General features: G+C 71.6%; 17 protein-coding genes. 5 read left to right on the top strand and 12 right to left on the bottom strand.

All coding sequences use genetic code 11. The features are described 5' to 3' along the window. Positions 1 to 323: 323 nt before the first annotated feature. The 5 genes from cbiE to ACWCV9_RS08845 all read right to left on the bottom strand — a co-directional run bounded on the left by cbiE (position 324) and on the right by ACWCV9_RS08845 (position 5,117). Complete coding sequence (gene cbiE / locus ACWCV9_RS08865; RefSeq protein WP_385844434.1) at positions 324 to 1,535, bottom strand: precorrin-6y C5,15-methyltransferase (decarboxylating) subunit CbiE; 1,212 nt, start codon at positions 1,533 to 1,535, stop codon at positions 324 to 326. A 76-nt stretch (positions 1,536 to 1,611) separates the two neighbouring features. Beyond that, positions 1,612 to 2,250, bottom strand: coding sequence for a GNAT family N-acetyltransferase (locus ACWCV9_RS08860; RefSeq protein WP_450785019.1), 639 nt, complete (start codon positions 2,248 to 2,250; stop codon positions 1,612 to 1,614). Positions 2,251 to 2,452: 202 nt separating this feature from the next. Further along, complete coding sequence (locus ACWCV9_RS08855; protein ID WP_450785017.1) at positions 2,453 to 3,283, bottom strand: MetQ/NlpA family ABC transporter substrate-binding protein; 831 nt, start codon at positions 3,281 to 3,283, stop codon at positions 2,453 to 2,455. A gap of 65 nt (positions 3,284 to 3,348) precedes the next feature. Continuing rightward, positions 3,349 to 4,086 (bottom strand): methionine ABC transporter permease, encoded by a 738-nt coding sequence (locus tag ACWCV9_RS08850; RefSeq protein ID WP_450785015.1) that lies wholly within the window; start codon positions 4,084 to 4,086, stop codon positions 3,349 to 3,351. Continuing rightward, positions 4,083 to 5,117 carry a methionine ABC transporter ATP-binding protein gene (locus ACWCV9_RS08845; RefSeq protein ID WP_385844440.1) on the bottom strand — a complete coding sequence of 345 codons (1,035 nt, stop codon included), beginning with the start codon at positions 5,115 to 5,117 and terminating at the stop codon, positions 4,083 to 4,085. Before ACWCV9_RS08845 ends, ACWCV9_RS08850 begins: the two co-directional genes overlap by 4 nt. A gap of 534 nt (positions 5,118 to 5,651) precedes the next feature. On the opposite strand from ACWCV9_RS08845, the gene ACWCV9_RS08840 reads away from it, so the two are divergent. Both ACWCV9_RS08840 and ACWCV9_RS08835 read left to right on the top strand, forming a co-directional pair. Then, the gene (locus ACWCV9_RS08840; RefSeq protein WP_385844441.1) at positions 5,652 to 6,011 is read left to right on the top strand and encodes a hypothetical protein; all 360 of its coding nucleotides are present in this window, start codon (positions 5,652 to 5,654) and stop codon (positions 6,009 to 6,011) included. Position 6,012: 1 nt separating this feature from the next. Next, positions 6,013 to 6,432, top strand: a complete 420-nt coding sequence (locus tag ACWCV9_RS08835) for a hypothetical protein (RefSeq protein WP_385844443.1) — start codon at positions 6,013 to 6,015, stop codon at positions 6,430 to 6,432. Between the two features lie 28 nt (positions 6,433 to 6,460). Here ACWCV9_RS08835 and ACWCV9_RS08830 read toward each other — a convergent pair whose 3' ends face one another. The 3 genes from ACWCV9_RS08830 to ACWCV9_RS08820 form a co-directional block, all read right to left on the bottom strand. Continuing rightward, on the bottom strand, positions 6,461 to 6,958 hold the full coding sequence (locus ACWCV9_RS08830) for a GNAT family N-acetyltransferase (RefSeq protein WP_450785243.1): 498 nt from the start codon (positions 6,956 to 6,958) through the stop codon (positions 6,461 to 6,463). Positions 6,959 to 7,003: 45 nt separating this feature from the next. Beyond that, positions 7,004 to 7,510: a sigma-70 family RNA polymerase sigma factor gene (locus ACWCV9_RS08825; protein ID WP_450785013.1), complete on the bottom strand. Its 507-nt coding sequence runs from the start codon at positions 7,508 to 7,510 to the stop codon at positions 7,004 to 7,006. Between the two features lie 104 nt (positions 7,511 to 7,614). Beyond that, positions 7,615 to 8,778: a glycerophosphodiester phosphodiesterase gene (locus ACWCV9_RS08820; protein WP_450785011.1), complete on the bottom strand. Its 1,164-nt coding sequence runs from the start codon at positions 8,776 to 8,778 to the stop codon at positions 7,615 to 7,617. A 298-nt stretch (positions 8,779 to 9,076) separates the two neighbouring features. Here ACWCV9_RS08820 and ACWCV9_RS08815 point away from each other — a divergent pair, with 298 nt between their 5' ends. After that, complete coding sequence (locus tag ACWCV9_RS08815) at positions 9,077 to 9,799, top strand: lysophospholipid acyltransferase family protein (RefSeq protein WP_450785009.1); 723 nt, start codon at positions 9,077 to 9,079, stop codon at positions 9,797 to 9,799. Between the two features lie 156 nt (positions 9,800 to 9,955). After that, a complete protein-coding gene (locus ACWCV9_RS08810; RefSeq protein WP_450785008.1) occupies positions 9,956 to 11,581 on the top strand; it encodes a multicopper oxidase family protein in 1,626 nt (541 codons plus the stop codon). A gap of 63 nt (positions 11,582 to 11,644) precedes the next feature. Here the strand turns inward: ACWCV9_RS08810 and ACWCV9_RS08805 are convergent, their stop codons facing one another. From ACWCV9_RS08805 to argH, 4 genes are all read right to left on the bottom strand, one after another. Continuing rightward, a complete protein-coding gene (locus ACWCV9_RS08805) occupies positions 11,645 to 13,171 on the bottom strand; it encodes an MFS transporter (RefSeq protein WP_450785006.1) in 1,527 nt (508 codons plus the stop codon). Between the two features lie 55 nt (positions 13,172 to 13,226). Next, positions 13,227 to 13,775 (bottom strand): TetR/AcrR family transcriptional regulator, encoded by a 549-nt coding sequence (locus ACWCV9_RS08800; protein ID WP_450785004.1) that lies wholly within the window; start codon positions 13,773 to 13,775, stop codon positions 13,227 to 13,229. Between the two features lie 86 nt (positions 13,776 to 13,861). Next, a complete protein-coding gene (locus tag ACWCV9_RS08795; protein ID WP_450785002.1) occupies positions 13,862 to 14,833 on the bottom strand; it encodes an aldo/keto reductase in 972 nt (323 codons plus the stop codon). 142 nt (positions 14,834 to 14,975) lie between these two features. Continuing rightward, positions 14,976 to 16,409, bottom strand: a complete 1,434-nt coding sequence (argH, locus tag ACWCV9_RS08790; protein ID WP_450785001.1) for an argininosuccinate lyase — start codon at positions 16,407 to 16,409, stop codon at positions 14,976 to 14,978. A gap of 205 nt (positions 16,410 to 16,614) precedes the next feature. Between argH and ACWCV9_RS08785 the strand changes: the two genes are divergently transcribed. Continuing rightward, positions 16,615 to 17,448, top strand: a complete 834-nt coding sequence (locus ACWCV9_RS08785; protein ID WP_450784999.1) for a hypothetical protein — start codon at positions 16,615 to 16,617, stop codon at positions 17,446 to 17,448. Positions 17,449 to 17,496 lie beyond the last annotated feature (48 nt).

Here is a 17,496-nt window from a genome sequence, read left to right as displayed (position 1 = left end):
TAGTGCTTCTACGACCAGCTCACCCGGGACGGCGCACCGACCGCCCCGTAGTGAAGAACGAGCGTCCGTGCCCAGCGGCACGAACGAGCCGCCGGAAAAGGCGACAAAGCCATTCAGTGGCATTGTCCCGGCCGTTCCGCCGTCGCGACAGCATGATCCGCGACAGCCCGCTGTGGACTGCGCCACGTTGCGCGTCCTCGGGTTCTGCCGTACCACACCCACCCCAAGACGGGCGTGCGTTCCGGACATTGGCGAACGAAGTTCCGGGCCGCCGGTGCGGTACAACGATCGGCCAGCCTACCCCGCGCGGTACGACAACAGGATCACGGGGCGCGATCCGGCAGAACCCCGCTGAGCAGGAACGCAACGTTCCGCTCGGTCTCGGTCCAGGCCCGGGTGTCCAGTTCGACGGACTGGAGCAGGGCGCACTCGACCCGGTAGCCGTGCTCGGTCAGGTCGCGGCCGACGAGTTCGGCCGCGTCCCGGGTGGCCGCGTGGGTGACGATGCGCTGCGGGCGCCGGTCGGCGACCGCGGAGACGACGGCCGCTCCCCCGCCGCCGACCCGTACGACGTCCGGTTCCGGCAGGTTCTCCAGGACCTGCGGGGCGCTGCCGTGCACCACCTGGAGCTGGACGCCGAAGCGGCGTGCGGCGCTGTCGGTGCGGGCGCAGGCGCGCGGGTCGCCGTCGACGGCGATGACGGCGGCTCCGGCGCGCGCGGCCTCGGTGGCGAACGCGCCGCTGCCGCAGCCGATGTCCCAGACGAGGTCGCCGACCCGGGGGCCGAGGCGGGCGAGTTGGGCGGCGCGCAGCAGTCCGGTCTCGCCTTCGCCCGGATCGGGGCCGTACACCTCGTCGGGCTGGACCCAGCCGCGCGGACCGGCGCCGGGGTCGCGGCCGGCGATCCAGCCGCCGCTGTCGGCGGCGCCGGCCGGGCCGCCGATGACGATGACGACGTTGGGGTCGCGCCAGCTGTGGTCGGCGGCCCGCTCGGAGGTCACGACGGTCACCTGCTCGCGTTCGGTGCCCAGTTCCTCGCAGATGACGAAGGTGCGGTGCACGCCCTCCAGCAGCAGGCCGAGTTCGGCGGGTCCGGCGCCCGGTGCGGTGAGGACGGCGACCTTGGTGTGGGCGCGGCAGACGTTCACGGCCCGGCGCAGGGTGCGCGGGTGGGCGACGACGACCTGGGCGTCGTCCCAGGGCATGCCGGCGCGGGCGAAGGCGGCGGCCACCGCGGAGACGGCGGGGACGACCTCGACCTCCAGGCCGTACTCGGGGGCGCGCAGGGTCCGTACCACGCCGAAGAAGCCGGGGTCGCCGTCGGCGAGGACCACGGCGGTGCCGCGGTGGCCGGCGATGCGACGGGCGGCGAGCGTGAGGCTGCCCAGGCGGATGCGCTCGGCGGCGGGCGGGATCTCGGGCAGTGCCAGGTGGTGGGCGGCGCCTGCCACGAGCGTGGCGGCGCCGAGGGCGGAGCGTGCCGCGGCGGTCAGCGGCGAGCCGTCCCAGCCGATCACCGTGACCCGGTCGGCCATCGTCGTTTCTCTCCAGGTCTTCGCAGGTCGTCAGGGGTGCGGGCTCCCTGAGCGTACCCCGGGGAGGTGCAGGGGCTCAGTTCCAGTCGGAGTAGGAGGCGAAGCCTCCGGTGTCGGCGAGCTGCCCGTCGGCGCCCTCCAGGTCCTCCGGCAGCAGGCTCCAGACGATGTAGTCGGAGCGGGCTTCGGTCCAGGTGCCGTCCTCCGCGCGGACGTGGACTATGCAGGCGTTGCGCAGGACGCCCTCGCTGATGCAGCCGATCTTCTGGGCGACCTGCTGGGAGGCGGTGTTGTCGGCCGCGGTGCGCAGCTCGATGCGCTCGAAGCGCTGGTCGCCGAAGAGCCAGTGGGCGGTGGCGAGCGCGGCCTCGGAGGCGTACCCCTCGCCGCGGGCCCAGGGGGCGATGACGTAGGACATCTCGGTGGAGCGCACGTGCCAGTTGGTCCTGGCGAGCCGGACGACGCCGACCAGGCGCTGGGTGAGGAACTCGGCGACGGCGAGGTCGAGGCCGCGGCCCGCGAGGCGTTCGGCGGGGGCGTCCCGGGTGACCCAGCGGCGGGCCCGGTCCTCGGTGTAGGGCTGGGGTACGCCGGTCCAGGCGCCGACCTGCTCGTCGTTCATCATCTCGGTCAGGGCGGGCACGTCGTCCTCGTCGAGGGGCCGCAGCACCAACCGCTCCGTGCTGATGGAGATGTTGGGGAAGGTGCTCGTCATGCGCCGCTCCGTAACCTTCGCTGAAAAACCTTGAGGCACCGTCAGGACCGAGACGGGCCCGCTGAACTGCCCAGCATGCAGCATGAAACCACTGAACCGCACAACGGGGTCCACTCCCTGTGAAGGAGCGGACCCCGCGGGTGTGCGAGCCGGGCCGGAGGGACGGCCGGGCGGGCGGCCGGAGGGACCGCCGGGAGGACGGTCAGAAGGATGCGATGACCGAACCCTGGTACTTGTCCTCGATGAACTTCTTGACCTCGGGCGAGGTGAGGAGCTTGGCGAGCTTCTTGACCCGCGGGTCCTTCTCGTTGCCCTTCTTCACGGCGAGGAAGTTGCCGTACGGGTTGTTCTTCGCGGACTCCAGGACGATCGCGTCCTTCGCGGGCTTCAGACCGGCGGAGATGGCGTAGTTGCCGTTGACGACCGCGGCGTCCACGTCGTCCAGGGAGCGCGGGGTCTGGGCCGCCTCGACCTCCTTGAACTTGAGGTTCTTGGGGTTCTTGGTGATGTCCTGCGGGGTCGCCTCGTTGCCGGCGCCGGCCTTGAGGGTGATGAGCCCGTTGTCCGCGAGCAGCTTCAGCGCGCGGGCCTCGTTGACGGCGTCGTTGGGGACGGCGATGGTCGCACCGCTCTTGAGGGCGTCGGCCTTCTTGACCTTGTGGGAGTACAGGCCGAGCGGCTCCAGGTGCACCGTGACGACGGGCACGATGTGGGTGCCGCGCTTGCTGTTGAAGTCGTCCAGGTACGGCTGGTTCTGGAAGTAGTTGGCGTCCACCGAGCCGTCCTCGGTCGCCGTGTTCGGCGTGATGTAGTCGGTGAACTCCTTGACCTCGAGGTCGAGGCCGGCCTTCTTCGCCAGGTTCTTCTTGACGAAGTCCAGGATCTCGGCGTGCGGGGTCGGGCTGGCGGCGACGACCAGCGGGCCGCTGTAGTCCGTGGAGGCGGAGTCCTTGCCGGAGCCGCAGGCGGTCAGCCCGAAGGTGAGGGCTCCGGCGGCGAGGACGGCGGTGGTGAGCTTGGCGGTGTTACGCACGAAAAGTGCCTTTCCTTAAGGGTGGTGCGACCCCGTGTACGGGTGAACGGGGAGTCCTGGGGGGCTCAGGCGGCCTTGTCGACGTCGGCCGCCGCCGGCTCCTTGGCCTTGAGCAGGCGGAGCCGGGGTGCCGGGCCGGAGCGGCCGCCGCGGCTGTGCAGCGAGCGGGCGGCGAGGTCGCCGGCGAACTGGATGAGGGAGATGACGACGGCGAGGATCGCGACGGTGATCCACATCAGCTGGGTCTCGAAGCGCTGGTAGCCGTAGCGGACGGCGAGGTCGCCGAGGCCGCCGCCGCCGACCGTGCCGGCCATGGCGGAGTAGCCGATGAGGGCGATGACCGTGGTGGTGGTGGAGGCGATCAGCGAGGGCAGCGCCTCGGGGACGAGCACCTTGCGGACGATCGTCCAGGTGTTGCCGCCCATGGACTGCACGGCCTCGACCAGCCCGTGGTCCACTTCGCGGACGGCCGTCTCGACCAGGCGGGCGAAGAACGGGATGCCGCCGATGGCGAGCGGCACGATCGCGGCGGTCGTGCCGATGGTGGTCCCGGTGACCCAGCGGGTGAAGGTCATCAGCGCGACCATCAGGATGATGAAGGGCATGGACCGGCCGACGTTCACGATCTGGCCGATCACCTTGTTGGCGACGATGTTCTGGAGCAGGCCGCCGCGGTCGGTGAGGACGAGGAGGAGGCCGAGCGGGAGCCCGGCGGCGACGGCGATCAGCGTGGACCAGAGCACCATCCGGAACGTCTCGGAACACGCCTCGGAGAGCAGCGGCTGCATCTCGGACCAGGTCACTTGGCACCTTCCTTCACCAGTACGGCCTCCTGGCCCACCACGTCGATCTGGAGCCCCTGCTCGCGCAGGAAGCCGATGGGCACCACGTTCTCCTCGTAGCGGCCGGGGAGTTCGAGGCGCATCCGGCCGATCTGGAGGCCGCCGACGGTGTCGATGGCGGCGCCGAGGATCGAGATGTCGATGTTGTAGGTGCGCGAGAGCTGGGAGATGACCGGCTGGGTGGCGGCCTCTCCGTGGAAGGTCACGTCGAGGACGGTCCGGTCGGCGCCGGTCCGCTCGCCGCTCACCGGGAACAGGGCGGCGGCCAGCTCGGAGCCGGGGGTGGCCAGCAGCTCGCTGACGGTGCCGGACTCCACGATCCGGCCCCGCTCCATCAGGGCGGCGGAGTCGCAGACCGACTTCACCACGTCCATCTCGTGGGTGATGAGCAGGACGGTGAGGCCCAGCTGTTGGTTCAGGTCGCGCAGCAGCTGGAGGATGGACCGGGTGGTGTCCGGGTCGAGGGCGCTGGTGGCCTCGTCGGAGAGGAGCACCTTGGGGTCGCCGGCGAGGGCGCGGGCGATGCCGACGCGCTGCTTCTGACCGCCGGAGAGCTGGGCCGGGTAGGCCCGTGCCTTGTCGGCGAGACCGACCAGGTCGAGCAGGTCCAGCGCCTTGCGGGAGCGCTCCTTGCCGGACACGCCGAGGATCTCCAGCGGCAGTTCGACGTTGTCCTGCACGGTCCGCGAGGACAGCAGGTTGAAGTGCTGGAAGACCATGCCGATCCGGTTGCGCGCCCGGCGCAGTTCCCGGCCCGCGCGCGGGCCGCGTCCGGCGAGGGCGGTGAGGTCCTGCCCGTCGACGGTCACGGTGCCGGAGGTGGGGCGCTCCAGCAGGTTGACGCAGCGGATGAGGGAGGACTTACCGGCGCCGGACTGGCCGATGACGCCGTAGACCTCGCCTTCGCGGACGTGGAGATCGACGCCGTCGAGGGCGGTGACCTCGCGGCCGCGGGAGCGGTAGACCTTGGTCAGGCCCGATGTGGTGATCACTGGATTTCCGTCACTGTCGAGTGCGCGGGCGTGGGTGTGCCCGGGCACGGATGCATGCGGTTCTGGCATGGAGGCGGCACAGCGGAAGATGTGCGTCCGGTACGGCTCGTGGCGCACGGAGTTGCCGCGGCTCTCGCTTCGGGGCGCGAGGCCTAGATGATGCGGGGGCCCTCTAGAAGGCGCACATTCGGCGCATCACGCGACACATACAACGAGCACCGGGCGTCGTGGTCGCCTCGGTCGCAAGGGTGCGGCAGCTCGTCGTGGTCATGCGATCAGTAAACCAGACGGACGCTGCTGACCGGTCGAAACTGTCCGCATAGTGGACAGCGGCGGACACCGCAGACCGAGAAGTCGGCGGCGGCCGGGGAGCCCTGCGACCCCTCCGGTGACCAGCACGGAAAGGGCCGACGCCTCCGCCACCACCGGATCGCCTCCCGCCCCTCCGCACGAGGGGCTGTGGCCAACGCCACGGCGGCCGCGTACGGCGGGGTCGGCGGCGGGAGTCCGATTCGGCCGTAATAGGGTCACCGCATGCTCACTGTCCTGACGCTGGTGACCGGGGTCGCCGCGCTGCTGCTCGCCGCCTGGTGCGGCTGGGCCGCCCACCGCGACCAGCCGACCAAGGACTGGCACTTCATCGGCATGGCCGTGGTGTCGCTGCTGGCCCTGATCCAGCTGGTGGCCGGGATCGTGCTGCTGGCACGGGGCGAGAAGCCGGAGCAGGGCACGACGATCTTCGTGGCGTATCTGCTGGGCGCGTTCGCGTGCGTGCCGGCGGCGGGTTTCATGTCACTGGCCGAGCGCACCCGCTGGGGTTCGGTGACGGTCGCGGCGGGCGGCGTGGTGCTGGCCGTTCTCGAGGTACGGCTCTACGACATCTGGGGAGGCTGAGATGACGGCGGTGGAGGAGAAGCCGACCCGGCTGATCAGCGGGCCGGGCATGCTGCTGGTGTGGTTCTACGGCGTGATGGTGGTCGGCGCGGTGTCGCGTTCGGCGTACCAGATCAGCACGGACTTCCAGCGGGCACCGCTCGCCTACTCGCTGTCGGCGGTGGCCGGTGTGGTGTACGGGTTCATCACGTACACGCTGGTCCGGGGCGGGGAGACGGCGCGCCGGGCGGCGCTGGTGTGCTGTGCCGTCGAGCTGGCGGGCGTGCTGATCGTGGGCACGTGGACGCTGGTCGACCGGTCGGCGTTCCCGGACGCGACGGTCTGGTCCGACTACGGCATGGGATACGTCTTCATCCCGGTGCTGCTGCCGCTGTCCGCGATGTACTGGCTGCGCAGGGCGCGGAAGGAGCGGGGCGCCTGAGGCTCGCGCCCCGCGCCCCCGCCCGGTGTCACGCCGTGGCCGCGTACGCTCCCGCCCGCTTCTCCAGGATGACCATCTCGACCCCGTCGGTGCCCTTCGAGCGGCCGACGGCCTCGTAGCCGACGCGGCGGTACAGCCGCAGGTTGCCCTCGCTGCGGTGGCCGGTGAAGAGGCGGAAGCGGGTGGCGCCGCGCTCCTGGGCCAGCGCGCCCTCGGCCGCGCGCAGCAGCCGGGCGCCGATGCCGTGCCCCTGGAGGCGGGGGTGGACGCAGAGCTTGCCGATCGCGGCCGTGCCGTCCTCGTTGACCTTGCCGCGCACCGAGCCGACCACCTCGTCACCGAGCCGGGCGACGAAGACGCAGTCGGTGGCGACCTCCTGGCGGACCGAGTCGAGGGTTTGGACGAGGGGGTCGATGCGGTAGTTGCCGTACAGCGCCGCCTCGCTCTGGAAGCACAGGTACTGGAGCTTGAAGATCTGCTCCGTGTCCTGCTCGGTCGCCTCCGAGATGGTCACGCTCATGCCCATGTGCGCATGCCTCCCGCTCACCTGATCACCTGTCGTCCCCCACTCCTATCCCCGCAGTTCGCGGGCCGCAACCTCCGGTGTGAGCAATCGGCGCAGACATGCCAGACATCTGGAGCGTTCCGGACCGAGGCTCCCCTGTGAGATACCCAACTCCCGTGCGATCTCCCGGTATGTCAGGTCCCGCGGGGAGAGCAGGGCCTCCAGGAGGCGGGGGCAGCGGCCGGGCAGCCGGCGGACGGTGTCCCGCAGCGCCCGGCGCCCGGCGGCCGTGAGCACGGCCTGCTCGGGTCCGGGCAGCGCGTCGTCGGCCGGCTCGGTGCCGTACGGCCGTTCGAGTCGGGCGGTACGGCGGCTGCGGCGCGCCTCGGCCCGGACGGCCCGGCGCAGCCAGCCCTGCGGATCGAGCGGCGGCCCGTGCGTCTGGAGCCGCTCCAGCAGCCGGAGCCACACCGCCTGTTCCAGGTCGCGCGGCTCGCTCCCGGCCGCATATGCCTCGGCCGAGGCCTCGGCGGTGAGCAGGGGATGCAGTGCGGCTACCAGGTCGGGCGTCATATGCGGAACGACGCGCCGCCCCGGGGGCGGGTTTCCGGGGCGGCGCGGAGTCACTCCGAACGAGGTGCGACGGGTCGAACCGTTGACGAAGGGCCCGGGCGGGCTCAGCCCGCCAGGAAGTCGGCGCGGGCCAGGACGCCGGTGTCGGCGTTGTCGGTGAAGACGCCATCGATGCCGGTCGCGAAGTAGGTCCGGAAGGCGCCGAAGGGGTCGCCGTAGCCGTCGGCCGCGCTGCCCTTGCGGTACTCGGCCGGCAGGAAGGGATTCTCGTTGCGCAGGGTCCAGGGGTGCAGCACCAGACCCACCTTGTGCGCGTCGGAGACCAGGGTGGTGGGCTCGCCCAGGGTGCCGTCCGCGTTCTTCGGCACGACCAGGTCCAGCGTGGGGCCGATGCCCTGCGCGTAACCGGCGATCTCCCGCAGCCCCTTGGGGGTGATCAGGTCGGCGACGGTGCGCGGGTCGCCCGCCTCGACGAAGTCGTAGGGGCGGCTGTCGGCGGAGGACAGCAGCACCACGAGCGGGTTGTCGACCAGCTGGTTGAGCCGCTGGATGCTGCCGGGCTCGAAGGACTGGAGGATGACCGGCGCGTTCCGGCCGTCCTTGCCGTATCTGCGCAGCAGCTTCGCCACCCGCTCCTCCAGGCCGAGGCCCAGTTTGCGGAAGTAGGTCGGGTGCTTGGTCTCGGGGTAGATCCAGACCTGCTTGCCGCGCCTGCGGGTCTGCTCGTCCTGCCACTTCAGCACCTCTTCGAACGTGGGGATCTCCCAGCGCCCGTTGTAGAGGGTGTTGTGCGGCCGGTTGGCGGGGATGCGCTCGACGGCGCGCAGCGTCTTCAGCTCCGCGAGCGTGAAGTCCTCGGTGAACCAGCCGGTCACCGTGGCGCCGTCGATCACCTTGGTGGTCTTGCGGCCGGCGAACTCGGGGTGCTCGGCGACGTCCGTGGTGCCGCCGATCTCCGGTTCGTGACGGCAGACCAGATGGCCGTCCTTGGTGGGCACCAGGTCACCGGCCTCGACGACGTCCGCGCCCAGGTCCAGGGCCAGGTTGTAGGAGCCGAAGGTGTGCTCGGGGCGGTAGCCGCTGGCTCCGCGGTGGCCGATGATCGTCGGCACCGGCAGCCCCTTCAGCCCGCGGCCCGTGCGGCGGCCTGCCGCCTGGACTGCGCCCGGCAGTCCGAGGACCGCTCCGCCCGCCCCCAGCACCGCGGCGCCGAGCAGTGCCCGCCGTCCCGTCCCCTGTGTCCGCTCGTCCGTCCGGTCGCCGTCCATGAGCGCCTCCTGCCGTCCGCTCCGCTGCTCTTCACTGCCGGGCGATCGTAGGGGTGTCCACATGACGGACGGGAGACACCGTGTCGAACACACGGCTGACGCCGTGTGGCCGGTGGACGGCGGGAGATGACGGCCCGTCGCCCGGGTGGCCGCCGTCGGGGCGATCTCCGTCACATCGGGCACGCCGGTGCGACGGACCGTTTCCGGGACGCCACCGCAGGTAAAGCAGCGTCAACTGTTCGTAAGACCTCGGTGAACCGGCCGCACCCGATGTGCGCTACCCACCGGCCCGCGAGTAATGTCCTCACCTGCACAGACTCATATCGCACCCTCGGCACCGGAGGACCCGTTGTCCCGCTTCGCGCTCATCAAGGCAGTGCTCGGACCGATCATGCGCCTGATGTTCCGCCCACAGGTGGAGGGTGCGGAGAACATCCCAGGGGACGGCCCGGTCATCCTGGCCGGCAACCACCTCACCTTCATCGACTCGATCGTGCTGCCGGTGGTCACCAAGCGGCAGGTGTACTTCATCGGCAAGGACGAGTACGTCACCGGCAAGGGCTTCAAGGGCCGGCTGATGGCGTGGTTCTTCACCGGTGTCGGCATGATCCCGGTGGACCGGGACGGCGCGAACGGTGGTGTGGCCGCGCTGATGACCGGCCGACGCGTCCTGGAGGAGGGCAAGGTCTTCGGCATCTACCCCGAGGGCACGCGCTCGCCCGACGGCCGGCTCTACCGGGGCCGTACCGGTATCGCGCGGCTGACGCTGATGACCGGCGCGCCGGTGGTTCCCTTCGCGATGATCGGCACGGACAAGCTCCAGCCGGGCGGCCGGGGCATTCCGCGGCCCGGCCGGGTGACCGTCCGGTTCGGCGAGGCCATGGAGTTCTCCCGGTACGAGGGGATGGACCGGGACCGCTATGTGCTGCGGGCCGTCACCGACTCCGTGATGGCGGAGGTCATGCGGCTGTCGGGACAGGAGTACGTGGACATGTACGCCACGAAGGCGAAGGCTGCCTGAAAGCAGGACCCGAACGGACGCGGAAGGCGGACGGACGCGCGCCGCGTCCGTCCGCCTTCCGGTTGGGTCCGCCTGCCGGTGGAATCTGGCCCCGACACAGCGCCGGATCGGCCGCAGTTACCGGCCATATGACCACACAACATGTCTTATTCAGACATGTACAAACCTTCCCGGCGTACCCTGCTCCGTACCCCGATCGCGGCTGCCGGCGCGGGGCTCCTGGCGGCCTGCACAGAATCCGGCTCCGCACCCCGCCCCGGTCCCGGACACACCGGCGCCATGGGGGCGTTCGTGCCCCCGGGTCCCAAGGGGTACGTCAATCCGTCGGATCCGGAGGTAATCGCCGCCGAGCAGCGGCGCGGCGCGGGCCGCGTGCGCAGGGTCCGGTTCACCGCCGCCGCGGCCACGGTGGACCTGGGCGGCCGCACCGTGCACACCTGGGCCTACAACGAGACCGTCCCGGGCCCCCTGGTCCGCGTCACCGCCGGTGACGTCCTCGACCTCGGCCTCGCCAACCGGCTGCCCGCCGCCACCACGCTGCACTCCCACGGGGTGCGGCTGCGCTGCGACATGGACGGCACCCCGGGACTGACCCAGGACGCCATCCCGGCCGGGACGGACTTCGGCTACCGCTTCACCGTCGCCCACCCGGGCACCTATCTGCTCCACTCCCACCAGGGCCTCCAGGCCGACCGCGCCCTGTACGCGCCGCTCATCGTGGACGATCCCCGGGAGCCCCTCTCCTACGACAAGGAGTGGGTCGTCGTCCTGGACGACTGGCTCGACGGCGTGGCCGGCTCCACCCCCGAGCAGGTCCTCGGCCAGCTCCGGCCGGGCGGCGGGTCCGCGCAGGCGGGAGGCATGGCGATGGGCCCCGGCCACGGCAGCCCGGGTCCCGGTCGCCCGAGCGCGAGCCCGTCGCACTCCGGGCGGTCCGGGGGTCCCTCGCGGGTGCTGCGCGGCTCCCACAGTCGCATGCTGCACGGGGACGGCGGCAGCGTCGACTACCCGTACTACCTGGCCAACGGGCGGCTGCCCGGCAGCCCCTCGGTGTTCCGCTGCCGGCCCGGCGACCGGATCCGGCTGCGCATCATCAACGCCGGTTCCGACACCGCGTTCCGAGTGGCGCTGGGCGACCACACCATGACCGTCACCCACACCGACGGCTATCCCGTGGCGCACAAGAGGACCGACGCGCTGCTGGTCGGCATGGCGGAGCGGTACGACGTCCTGGTCACCGCCCAGGACGGGGTGTTCCCGCTGGTCGCGCTCGCGGAGGGCAAGCAGGGACAGGCCCTTGCCGTGCTCCGTACCGACAAGGGGAGAAGCCTGCCCGCCGCCGATGTCCGCCCGGACGAGCTGGACGGCAAGACCGTCCCGGCGCGGCGCCTGGTGCCGGACGACGCGGTGGCGCTGGACGACCGGAAACCCGACCGGGAGCTGCGGATCAAGGTCACCGGCAGCATGGCGAAGTACGACTGGGGGTTCGACCACCAGCCCTACTCGGTGCGCCGGCGGCACCCGGTCCGCGCCGGTGAGCGGGTACGGCTGTCGCTCATCAACGCGACCGGCATGTGGCACCCGCTGCATCTGCACGGCCATACCTTCGCCCTCACCGGGGAGAACGCGGTGGGGACGCGGAAGGACACCGCGATCGTGCTGCCGCACCGCAAGCTGGTGGTCGAGTTCGACGCCGACAATCCCGGGCTGTGGATGCTGCACTGCCACAACCAGTACCACTCGGAGAGCGGGATGATGACGGTGCTGGGCTATCAGCGCTGAGGGCCGGTGCACGGTCGTCCTCCGGGGGCGGGTGAGCCGTGGCTGCCCGCCTCCCGGGACGGGTCACTCCCCCGCGTTCTCCAGCTTCTGGCCCTTCAGCAGGAACCAGGACACCGCCGCCGTGGCGAGCAGCACCGCCGCTCCGACGCCCGAGGCCAGGTGGAGGCCGTGGACGAAGGAGTCGCGGGCCGCGGTCAGCAGCGATGCCGCGGCCTGCGGGGGCAGGTGGTCCGCCGCCTGCACCGCGGCGCCCAGTGACTCATGGGCTGCCGCCGGGGTGCCGGCCGGGCCCGTGAAGTCGCGGTAGACGCCGGTGACGACGGAGCCCAGCAGGGCGATGCCCAGGGCCGCGCCGAGTTCGTAGGCCGTCTCGGAGACCGCCGAGGCGGCGCCCGCCTGCTCCTTGGGCACGCTGGAGAGGATGACATCGGCGGTGACCGTGAAGGAGAAGCCCGCGCCGACACCCACCACGAGCAGGGCGGCGCCCAGCACCGGGTAGCCGGTGGACTGCCCGACGGTCGTCAGCGCGGCGAGGGCGGCGCCGACGGCCGCCAGGCCCGCACTGACGACCGCGCGGACCGAGCAGCGCCGGGCCGCGCGACCGGCGACCAGACCGGCCGCCACCGCACCGACGGCTGCGGGCAGTTCGGCGAGGCCGGCCTCGAACGGGTGCCTGCCCTGGACGAGTTGCAGGTACTGGGAGAGGAAGAACACCAGCCCGGACATGCCGAGCACGGTCAGCAGGTCGGCCAGCACCGCACCGCTGAACCCTCGGTTCCTGAACAGCCGCATGTCCAGCAGCGGGGCCGGCCGGGTGAGCTGGCGGTGGACGAAGCCGCAGAGCGCCGCCGCACCGAGCAGCGCCGCGCCGAGCACGGCCCAGGTGAACCCGTGGGTGGCCGCCTCCTTCACCGCGTACACCAGGCCGATCACACCGACCAGGGACAGCAGGACGCCGGCCAGGTCCCAGGGGCCCGGGTTCGGGTTGCGGGACTCGGGGAGCGTGCGGATGCCGACCAGGACCAGGACCGCCATCACCGGCAGGTTGATCAGGAAGACCGAGCCCCACCAGAAGTGTTCGAGGAGGAAGCCGCCCGCGATCGGGCCGACGGCCGTGCCGGCCGAGGCGGTCGCGCCCCAGATGCCGACGGCCAGGCTGCGCTCGTGCGGGTCGTGGAAGATGTTGCGGATCAGGGCGAGGGTGGCGGGCATCAGGGTCGCGCCCGCGACACCGAGCAGCGCCCGCGCCAGGATCATCAGTTCGGGTGTCGTCGCATAGGCGTTGAGGACGGAGACCGCGCCGAACGCCGTGGCGCCGACGAGCAGGATCCGCTTGCGGCCGATGCGGTCGCCGAGGCTGCCCATGGAGACCAGCAGACCGGCGATGACGAAGGAGTAGACGTCGCCGATCCACAGCAGCTGGGTGCCGGAGGGGTTGAGGTCTTCGCTGATGTAAGGGGTCGCCAGGCCGAGGACGGTGGCGTCGACGGCCACCAGCAGCACGGCCAGGACGAGGACGGACAGGGCGAGCCAGCGGCCCGGACGCCTCTCCGCCTCCGTCGCGCGCGCCGGCTGCAAGGTGCTGGTCATGATTCCTCTCTTCTGGTGCGTCGTACGCGGGTCTCTTCCGGCGCGCGTCGCCGCGTTACGCGTGCGTGCGCCGTGCGCCGCCGAGCAGCAGCTCGACGATCATGTAGGTGAAGTCCTTGGCGGCCACCCGGCCCTCCGCCACCGCCCAGGCGCCGGAGGCCAGCAGGCCGTACAGCGCCTCGGTGAGCCAGGCCGGGGTGAGGTCGATACGGAACTCGCCGCTCTCCTGGCCGCGCCGGAACAGGGCCGTGAGGCGCTCGTCGATGCGGGCCCAGCCCTGGTTCTGCCCCTCGCCCTCGAAGAGCTGGTTCTCGGTGTAGAGGAAGGCGAGCAGACCGGCCGCCGGTTCGATCGCCCGGACCAGGCGGTGCACGGCCTCGCCCGCCGGGCCGTCGTCCAGGCGGGCCGCGTCCAGCGCCGCCTCGCACTCCGCGATGCCGAGCGCCTCCAGCGCCCGTACGAGCGCGTCGCGCCCGGCGAAGTGGCGGTGCAGCGTGGCCCGGCTGATCCCGGCGGCCTTGGCGACCTCGTCCATGGTCGCGGTGGATTTACGGGTCAGCAGGGCGGCTGCGCTGCGCAGCACATGGTCACGATCCAGGGCCATGAGACAAGAGTAACCCACATGAGACATCTTTGTCTCACTTCAGGCATGCGTGCATCACCGAGTCGGCGGCCGGAGTGCGCGAGCGATCAGTGCCAGGGCAGTTGCGCGCGCCGCTCCCAGTAGGCGCGCGGGTCCTCGGCCAGCGTGGCGAGCCGGGTCAGCTGGTCGGCGTCGAGATCCACGGCGGGGGCGTGCAGGTTGGAGCCCAGCTGGGTGACGGTGGCCGCGCCGGAGAGGATGACCCCGGCCCAGGGCTGGCGCAGGATCCAGGCGAGGGCCACGGCGTCGCAGCCCAGCTCGGTCTCCTCGGCGACGACCTTCAGGACGTCCGGGGCGTGGGGCGCGGCGAGCCTTCCGTTGGCCATGCCCTCCTTGACGATCACGGTGAGCCCGGCGTCGTGGGCCTCGGCGAGCGCGGGAGCGGCCGAGGTCTCCAGCACGTTGTAGGTGGACTGGACGGTACGGAAGAGGGGCTCGCCCTCCACCGTGACGGCGAGGGCGGCGCGGATCGCGTCGGCCTGGGCGGGGCCGCTGGTGGAGAAGCCGATGGTGAGGCCCTGGGCGGCGGCCTCGGCGAGCTTCGCGTGCAGGTCCTTGTCGGTGAGGGCCGGGCTGTCCGGGGTCACCGAGTGGATCTGGTACAGGTCGAGCCGGTCGCCGAGCAGGGCCTCGGTCTCCGCGCGCTGCCGCTCGTAGGTGGCCAGGGTGTGGTCCTTGACCTCGTGCTGCTCGGCGTCGGTGGACCAGCCGGCGGTGTAGGTGTAGCCCCACTTGCTGCCGACGACCACGTCGTCGATGTCGGGGCGGGCGTTCAGCCAGTCGGCGAGGAACTCCTCGGAGCGGCCGTAGGAACGGGCGACGTCGACATAGCGCACCCCCTGGGCGTAGGCGGCGTCGAGGAGGTCGTGGGTACGGTCCCGGAGGGCGTCGACGCTGCGGTTCCCGCCGAGGTCCTCGTCGCGGCCGAGGTTGATGTAACCGGGGCGGCCGACGGCGGCCAGACCGAGGCCGATGTGGCAGGTCGGGGTCGTGGCGTGCGCGAGACGGGCGAAGGGCATCGCGGGCTCCGTTCGGTCGGCTCCGGTGGGACTTCCGACCAACGTAACCCGCGACGCCCTGTTGTGATCGCCGTACGGCCCGGGGTGTGCGCCGGTCCGGCGGCCGGTCGCGGCTCCCCGTGCCCCTTCCGGGGCGGCGGACTCAGCCCTGCCGCTTGGCCTCGGCCCACGCGTGCTGGGCCGCCACGTCCGCCTTGGCCTCCGCCAGCTGGACGGCGACCGCGCTCGGCGCCGTACCGCCGCGCCCGCTCCGGGAGGCGAGGGCGCCCGGGACGTTGAGGACGGAGCGGACCTCCGGGGTGAGATGCGGGGAGATCTTCGCGAACTGCTCGTCCGTGAGCTCGTCCAGCTCCTTGCCCTCGGCCTCGGCGACCTTGACGCACTCGCCGGCCACCTCGTGCGCGACCCGGAACGGCACGCCCTGCTTGACCAGCCACTCGGCGATGTCCGTGGCGAGCGAGAAGCCGGCCGGGGCCAGTTCCTCCATGCGCTCGCGGTGGATCGTGAGGGTGGCCATCATGCCGGTGAAGGCGGGCAGCAGCAGCTCCAGCTGGTCGCAGGCGTCGAAGACCGGCTCCTTGTCCTCCTGGAGGTCGCGGTTGTAGGCGAGCGGCATGGCCTTGAGGGTGGCCAGGAGCCCGGTCAGGTTGCCGATGAGACGGCCGGACTTGCCGCGCGCCAGCTCGGCGATGTCCGGGTTCTTCTTCTGCGGCATGATCGACGAGCCGGTGGAGAAGGCGTCGTGCAGGGTCACGAAGGAGAACTCCTTCGTGTTCCAGATGATGATCTCCTCGGCGATCCGGGAGAGGTTGACGCCGATCATCGCGGTGATGAAGAGGAACTCGGCGACGAAGTCACGGGAGGCCGTGCCGTCGATGGAGTTGCCCACGCTGCCGTGCTCGAAGCCGAGGTCCTGCGCGACCGCCTCCGGGTCCAGACCGAGGGAGGAGCCGGCCAGGGCGCCGGAGCCGTAGGGGGAGACGGCGGTGCGCTCGTCCCACTGGCGCAGCCGCTCGGCGTCCCGGGCCAGGGGGTGGACATGGGCGAGGATGTGGTGGGCGAAGAGCACCGGCTGGGCGTGCTGGAGGTGGGTGCGGCCGGGCATCGCGACGTCCGGGTGGGCCTCGGCCAGGCCGATCAGCGCGTCCTGGAGGTCGGCGATCAGACCGGCGATCGTACGGGCGTGGTCCCTGAGGTACATCCGGAACAGGGTGGCCACCTGGTCGTTCCGCGACCGGCCCGCGCGCAGCTTGCCGCCCAGCTCGGGGCCGAGGCGCTCCAGCAGGCCGCGCTCCAGGGCGGTGTGCACGTCCTCGTCGGCGAGGGTGCCCGTGAAGTCCCCGGACGCGACGTCGGCCTCCAGCTGGTCGAGGCCGGCGATCATGCGCTCCAGCTCGTCCGCGCTGAGGAGTCCGGCCTTGTGCAGCACGCGCGCGTGAGCGCGGGAACCGGCGATGTCGTACGGCGCGAGCCGCCAGTCGAAGTGGACGGACGCGGACAGCTTCGCCAGGGCCTCGGCGGGACCGTCGGCGAAACGGGCGCCCCAGAGCCGTACGTCACCGCTGTTGCTGCTCACTTGCTCTGCTCCTAGGGGATGTGATGGACGACCGTTGGCATGCATGAGTATGCAGAGGTCTGCATGATTCGTCAATCTTTGGAGGGCGCCCCCCAGAGTGAACGAGCGGGCTTGAACAACGGCAACCGCTTTCTCGTACTTCCCGCCGAGCGCAGGCGCCGCGTTCGTCCGACGACGACACTCCCGACCCAAGTGAGGCACCCTTATGTCCAGGGCTCTTCCGAAGTACGACAAGCGTCGCGTGGCGGTCATCGGAGGCGCTGCCGCCGTCCTGTTGTCCGGGGCGGTGATCGCCGGTACGGCCCTCGCCGGGACGCCCCCCCAGAGCGGCGGCACGGCGAACGCCCGCACCCTCGCGAGCCCCGGCACGATCAGCTGCCCCGACGTCGCCTCCCGGCTCCCGGCCATCCCCGCGTCCGCCAAGGCCGAGGTCGACCGCAACCTCGCCCTCCTCCAGACCCAGATCCAGGAAGCCGACAAGCGCCTCCAGAACACCGTCGGCCAGGGCGGACCCCACTTCGTCGACAACGCCATCCTCGGACCCCTCAAGGACAAGCGGAACTCCACCATCGACCGCATCGCCCTCGCCATCGGCCGCACCACCACCAAACCCACCGGCCTCAACGCCCTGGCCGCCTGCACCCTGAACACCGGCGGCGGCACGGCACCGGGCACGGACGCGGGCACCGCGCCGGGCCGGCAGTCCGGCAGCAACGCGGGCACGACGGCCGGCCGGAACACCGGGGCGGGCACGATCAGCTGCCCCGACGTCGCCTCCCGACTGCCCGCGATCCCCGCGTCCGCCAAGGCCGAGGTCGACCGCAACCTCGCCCTCCTCCAGACCCAGATCCAGGAAGCCGACAAGCGCCTCCAGAACACCGTCGGCCAGGGCGGACCCCACTTCGTCGACAACGCCATCCTCGGACCCCTCAAGGACAAGCGGAACTCCACCATCGACCGCATCGCCCTCGCCATCGGCCGCACCACCACCAAACCCACCGGCCTCAACGCCCTGGCCGCCTGCACGCTCACCAAGTGAGCCAACGGACGTCCGTCCCGGCCGGCGCCCTCGGCGGGCGCCGGCCGC

It is taken from the genome of Streptomyces sp. NPDC001606 (assembly GCF_053596835.1).
This window is presented reverse-complemented; position numbering and strand designations above follow the sequence as displayed.

Bases quoted from the DNA above. Each gene is read 5' to 3' on its own strand.
- cbiE (WP_385844434.1), bottom strand. From the start codon at position 1,535: ATGGCCGACCGGGTCACGGTGATCGGCTGGGACGGCTCGCCGCTGACC.
- ACWCV9_RS08860 (WP_450785019.1), bottom strand. From the start codon at position 2,250: ATGACGAGCACCTTCCCCAACATCTCCATCAGCACGGAGCGGTTGGTG.
- ACWCV9_RS08840 (WP_385844441.1), top strand. From the start codon at position 5,652: ATGCTCACTGTCCTGACGCTGGTGACCGGGGTCGCCGCGCTGCTGCTC.
- ACWCV9_RS08835 (WP_385844443.1), top strand. From the start codon at position 6,013: ATGACGGCGGTGGAGGAGAAGCCGACCCGGCTGATCAGCGGGCCGGGC.
- ACWCV9_RS08830 (WP_450785243.1), bottom strand. From the start codon at position 6,958: ATGGGCATGAGCGTGACCATCTCGGAGGCGACCGAGCAGGACACGGAG.
- ACWCV9_RS08825 (WP_450785013.1), bottom strand. From the start codon at position 7,510: ATGACGCCCGACCTGGTAGCCGCACTGCATCCCCTGCTCACCGCCGAG.
- ACWCV9_RS08820 (WP_450785011.1), bottom strand. From the start codon at position 8,778: ATGGACGGCGACCGGACGGACGAGCGGACACAGGGGACGGGACGGCGG.
- ACWCV9_RS08815 (WP_450785009.1), top strand. From the start codon at position 9,077: ATGTCCTCACCTGCACAGACTCATATCGCACCCTCGGCACCGGAGGAC.
- ACWCV9_RS08810 (WP_450785008.1), top strand. From the start codon at position 9,956: ATGTACAAACCTTCCCGGCGTACCCTGCTCCGTACCCCGATCGCGGCT.
- ACWCV9_RS08805 (WP_450785006.1), bottom strand. From the start codon at position 13,171: ATGACCAGCACCTTGCAGCCGGCGCGCGCGACGGAGGCGGAGAGGCGT.
- ACWCV9_RS08800 (WP_450785004.1), bottom strand. From the start codon at position 13,775: ATGGCCCTGGATCGTGACCATGTGCTGCGCAGCGCAGCCGCCCTGCTG.
- ACWCV9_RS08795 (WP_450785002.1), bottom strand. From the start codon at position 14,833: ATGCCCTTCGCCCGTCTCGCGCACGCCACGACCCCGACCTGCCACATC.
- ACWCV9_RS08785 (WP_450784999.1), top strand. From the start codon at position 16,615: ATGTCCAGGGCTCTTCCGAAGTACGACAAGCGTCGCGTGGCGGTCATC.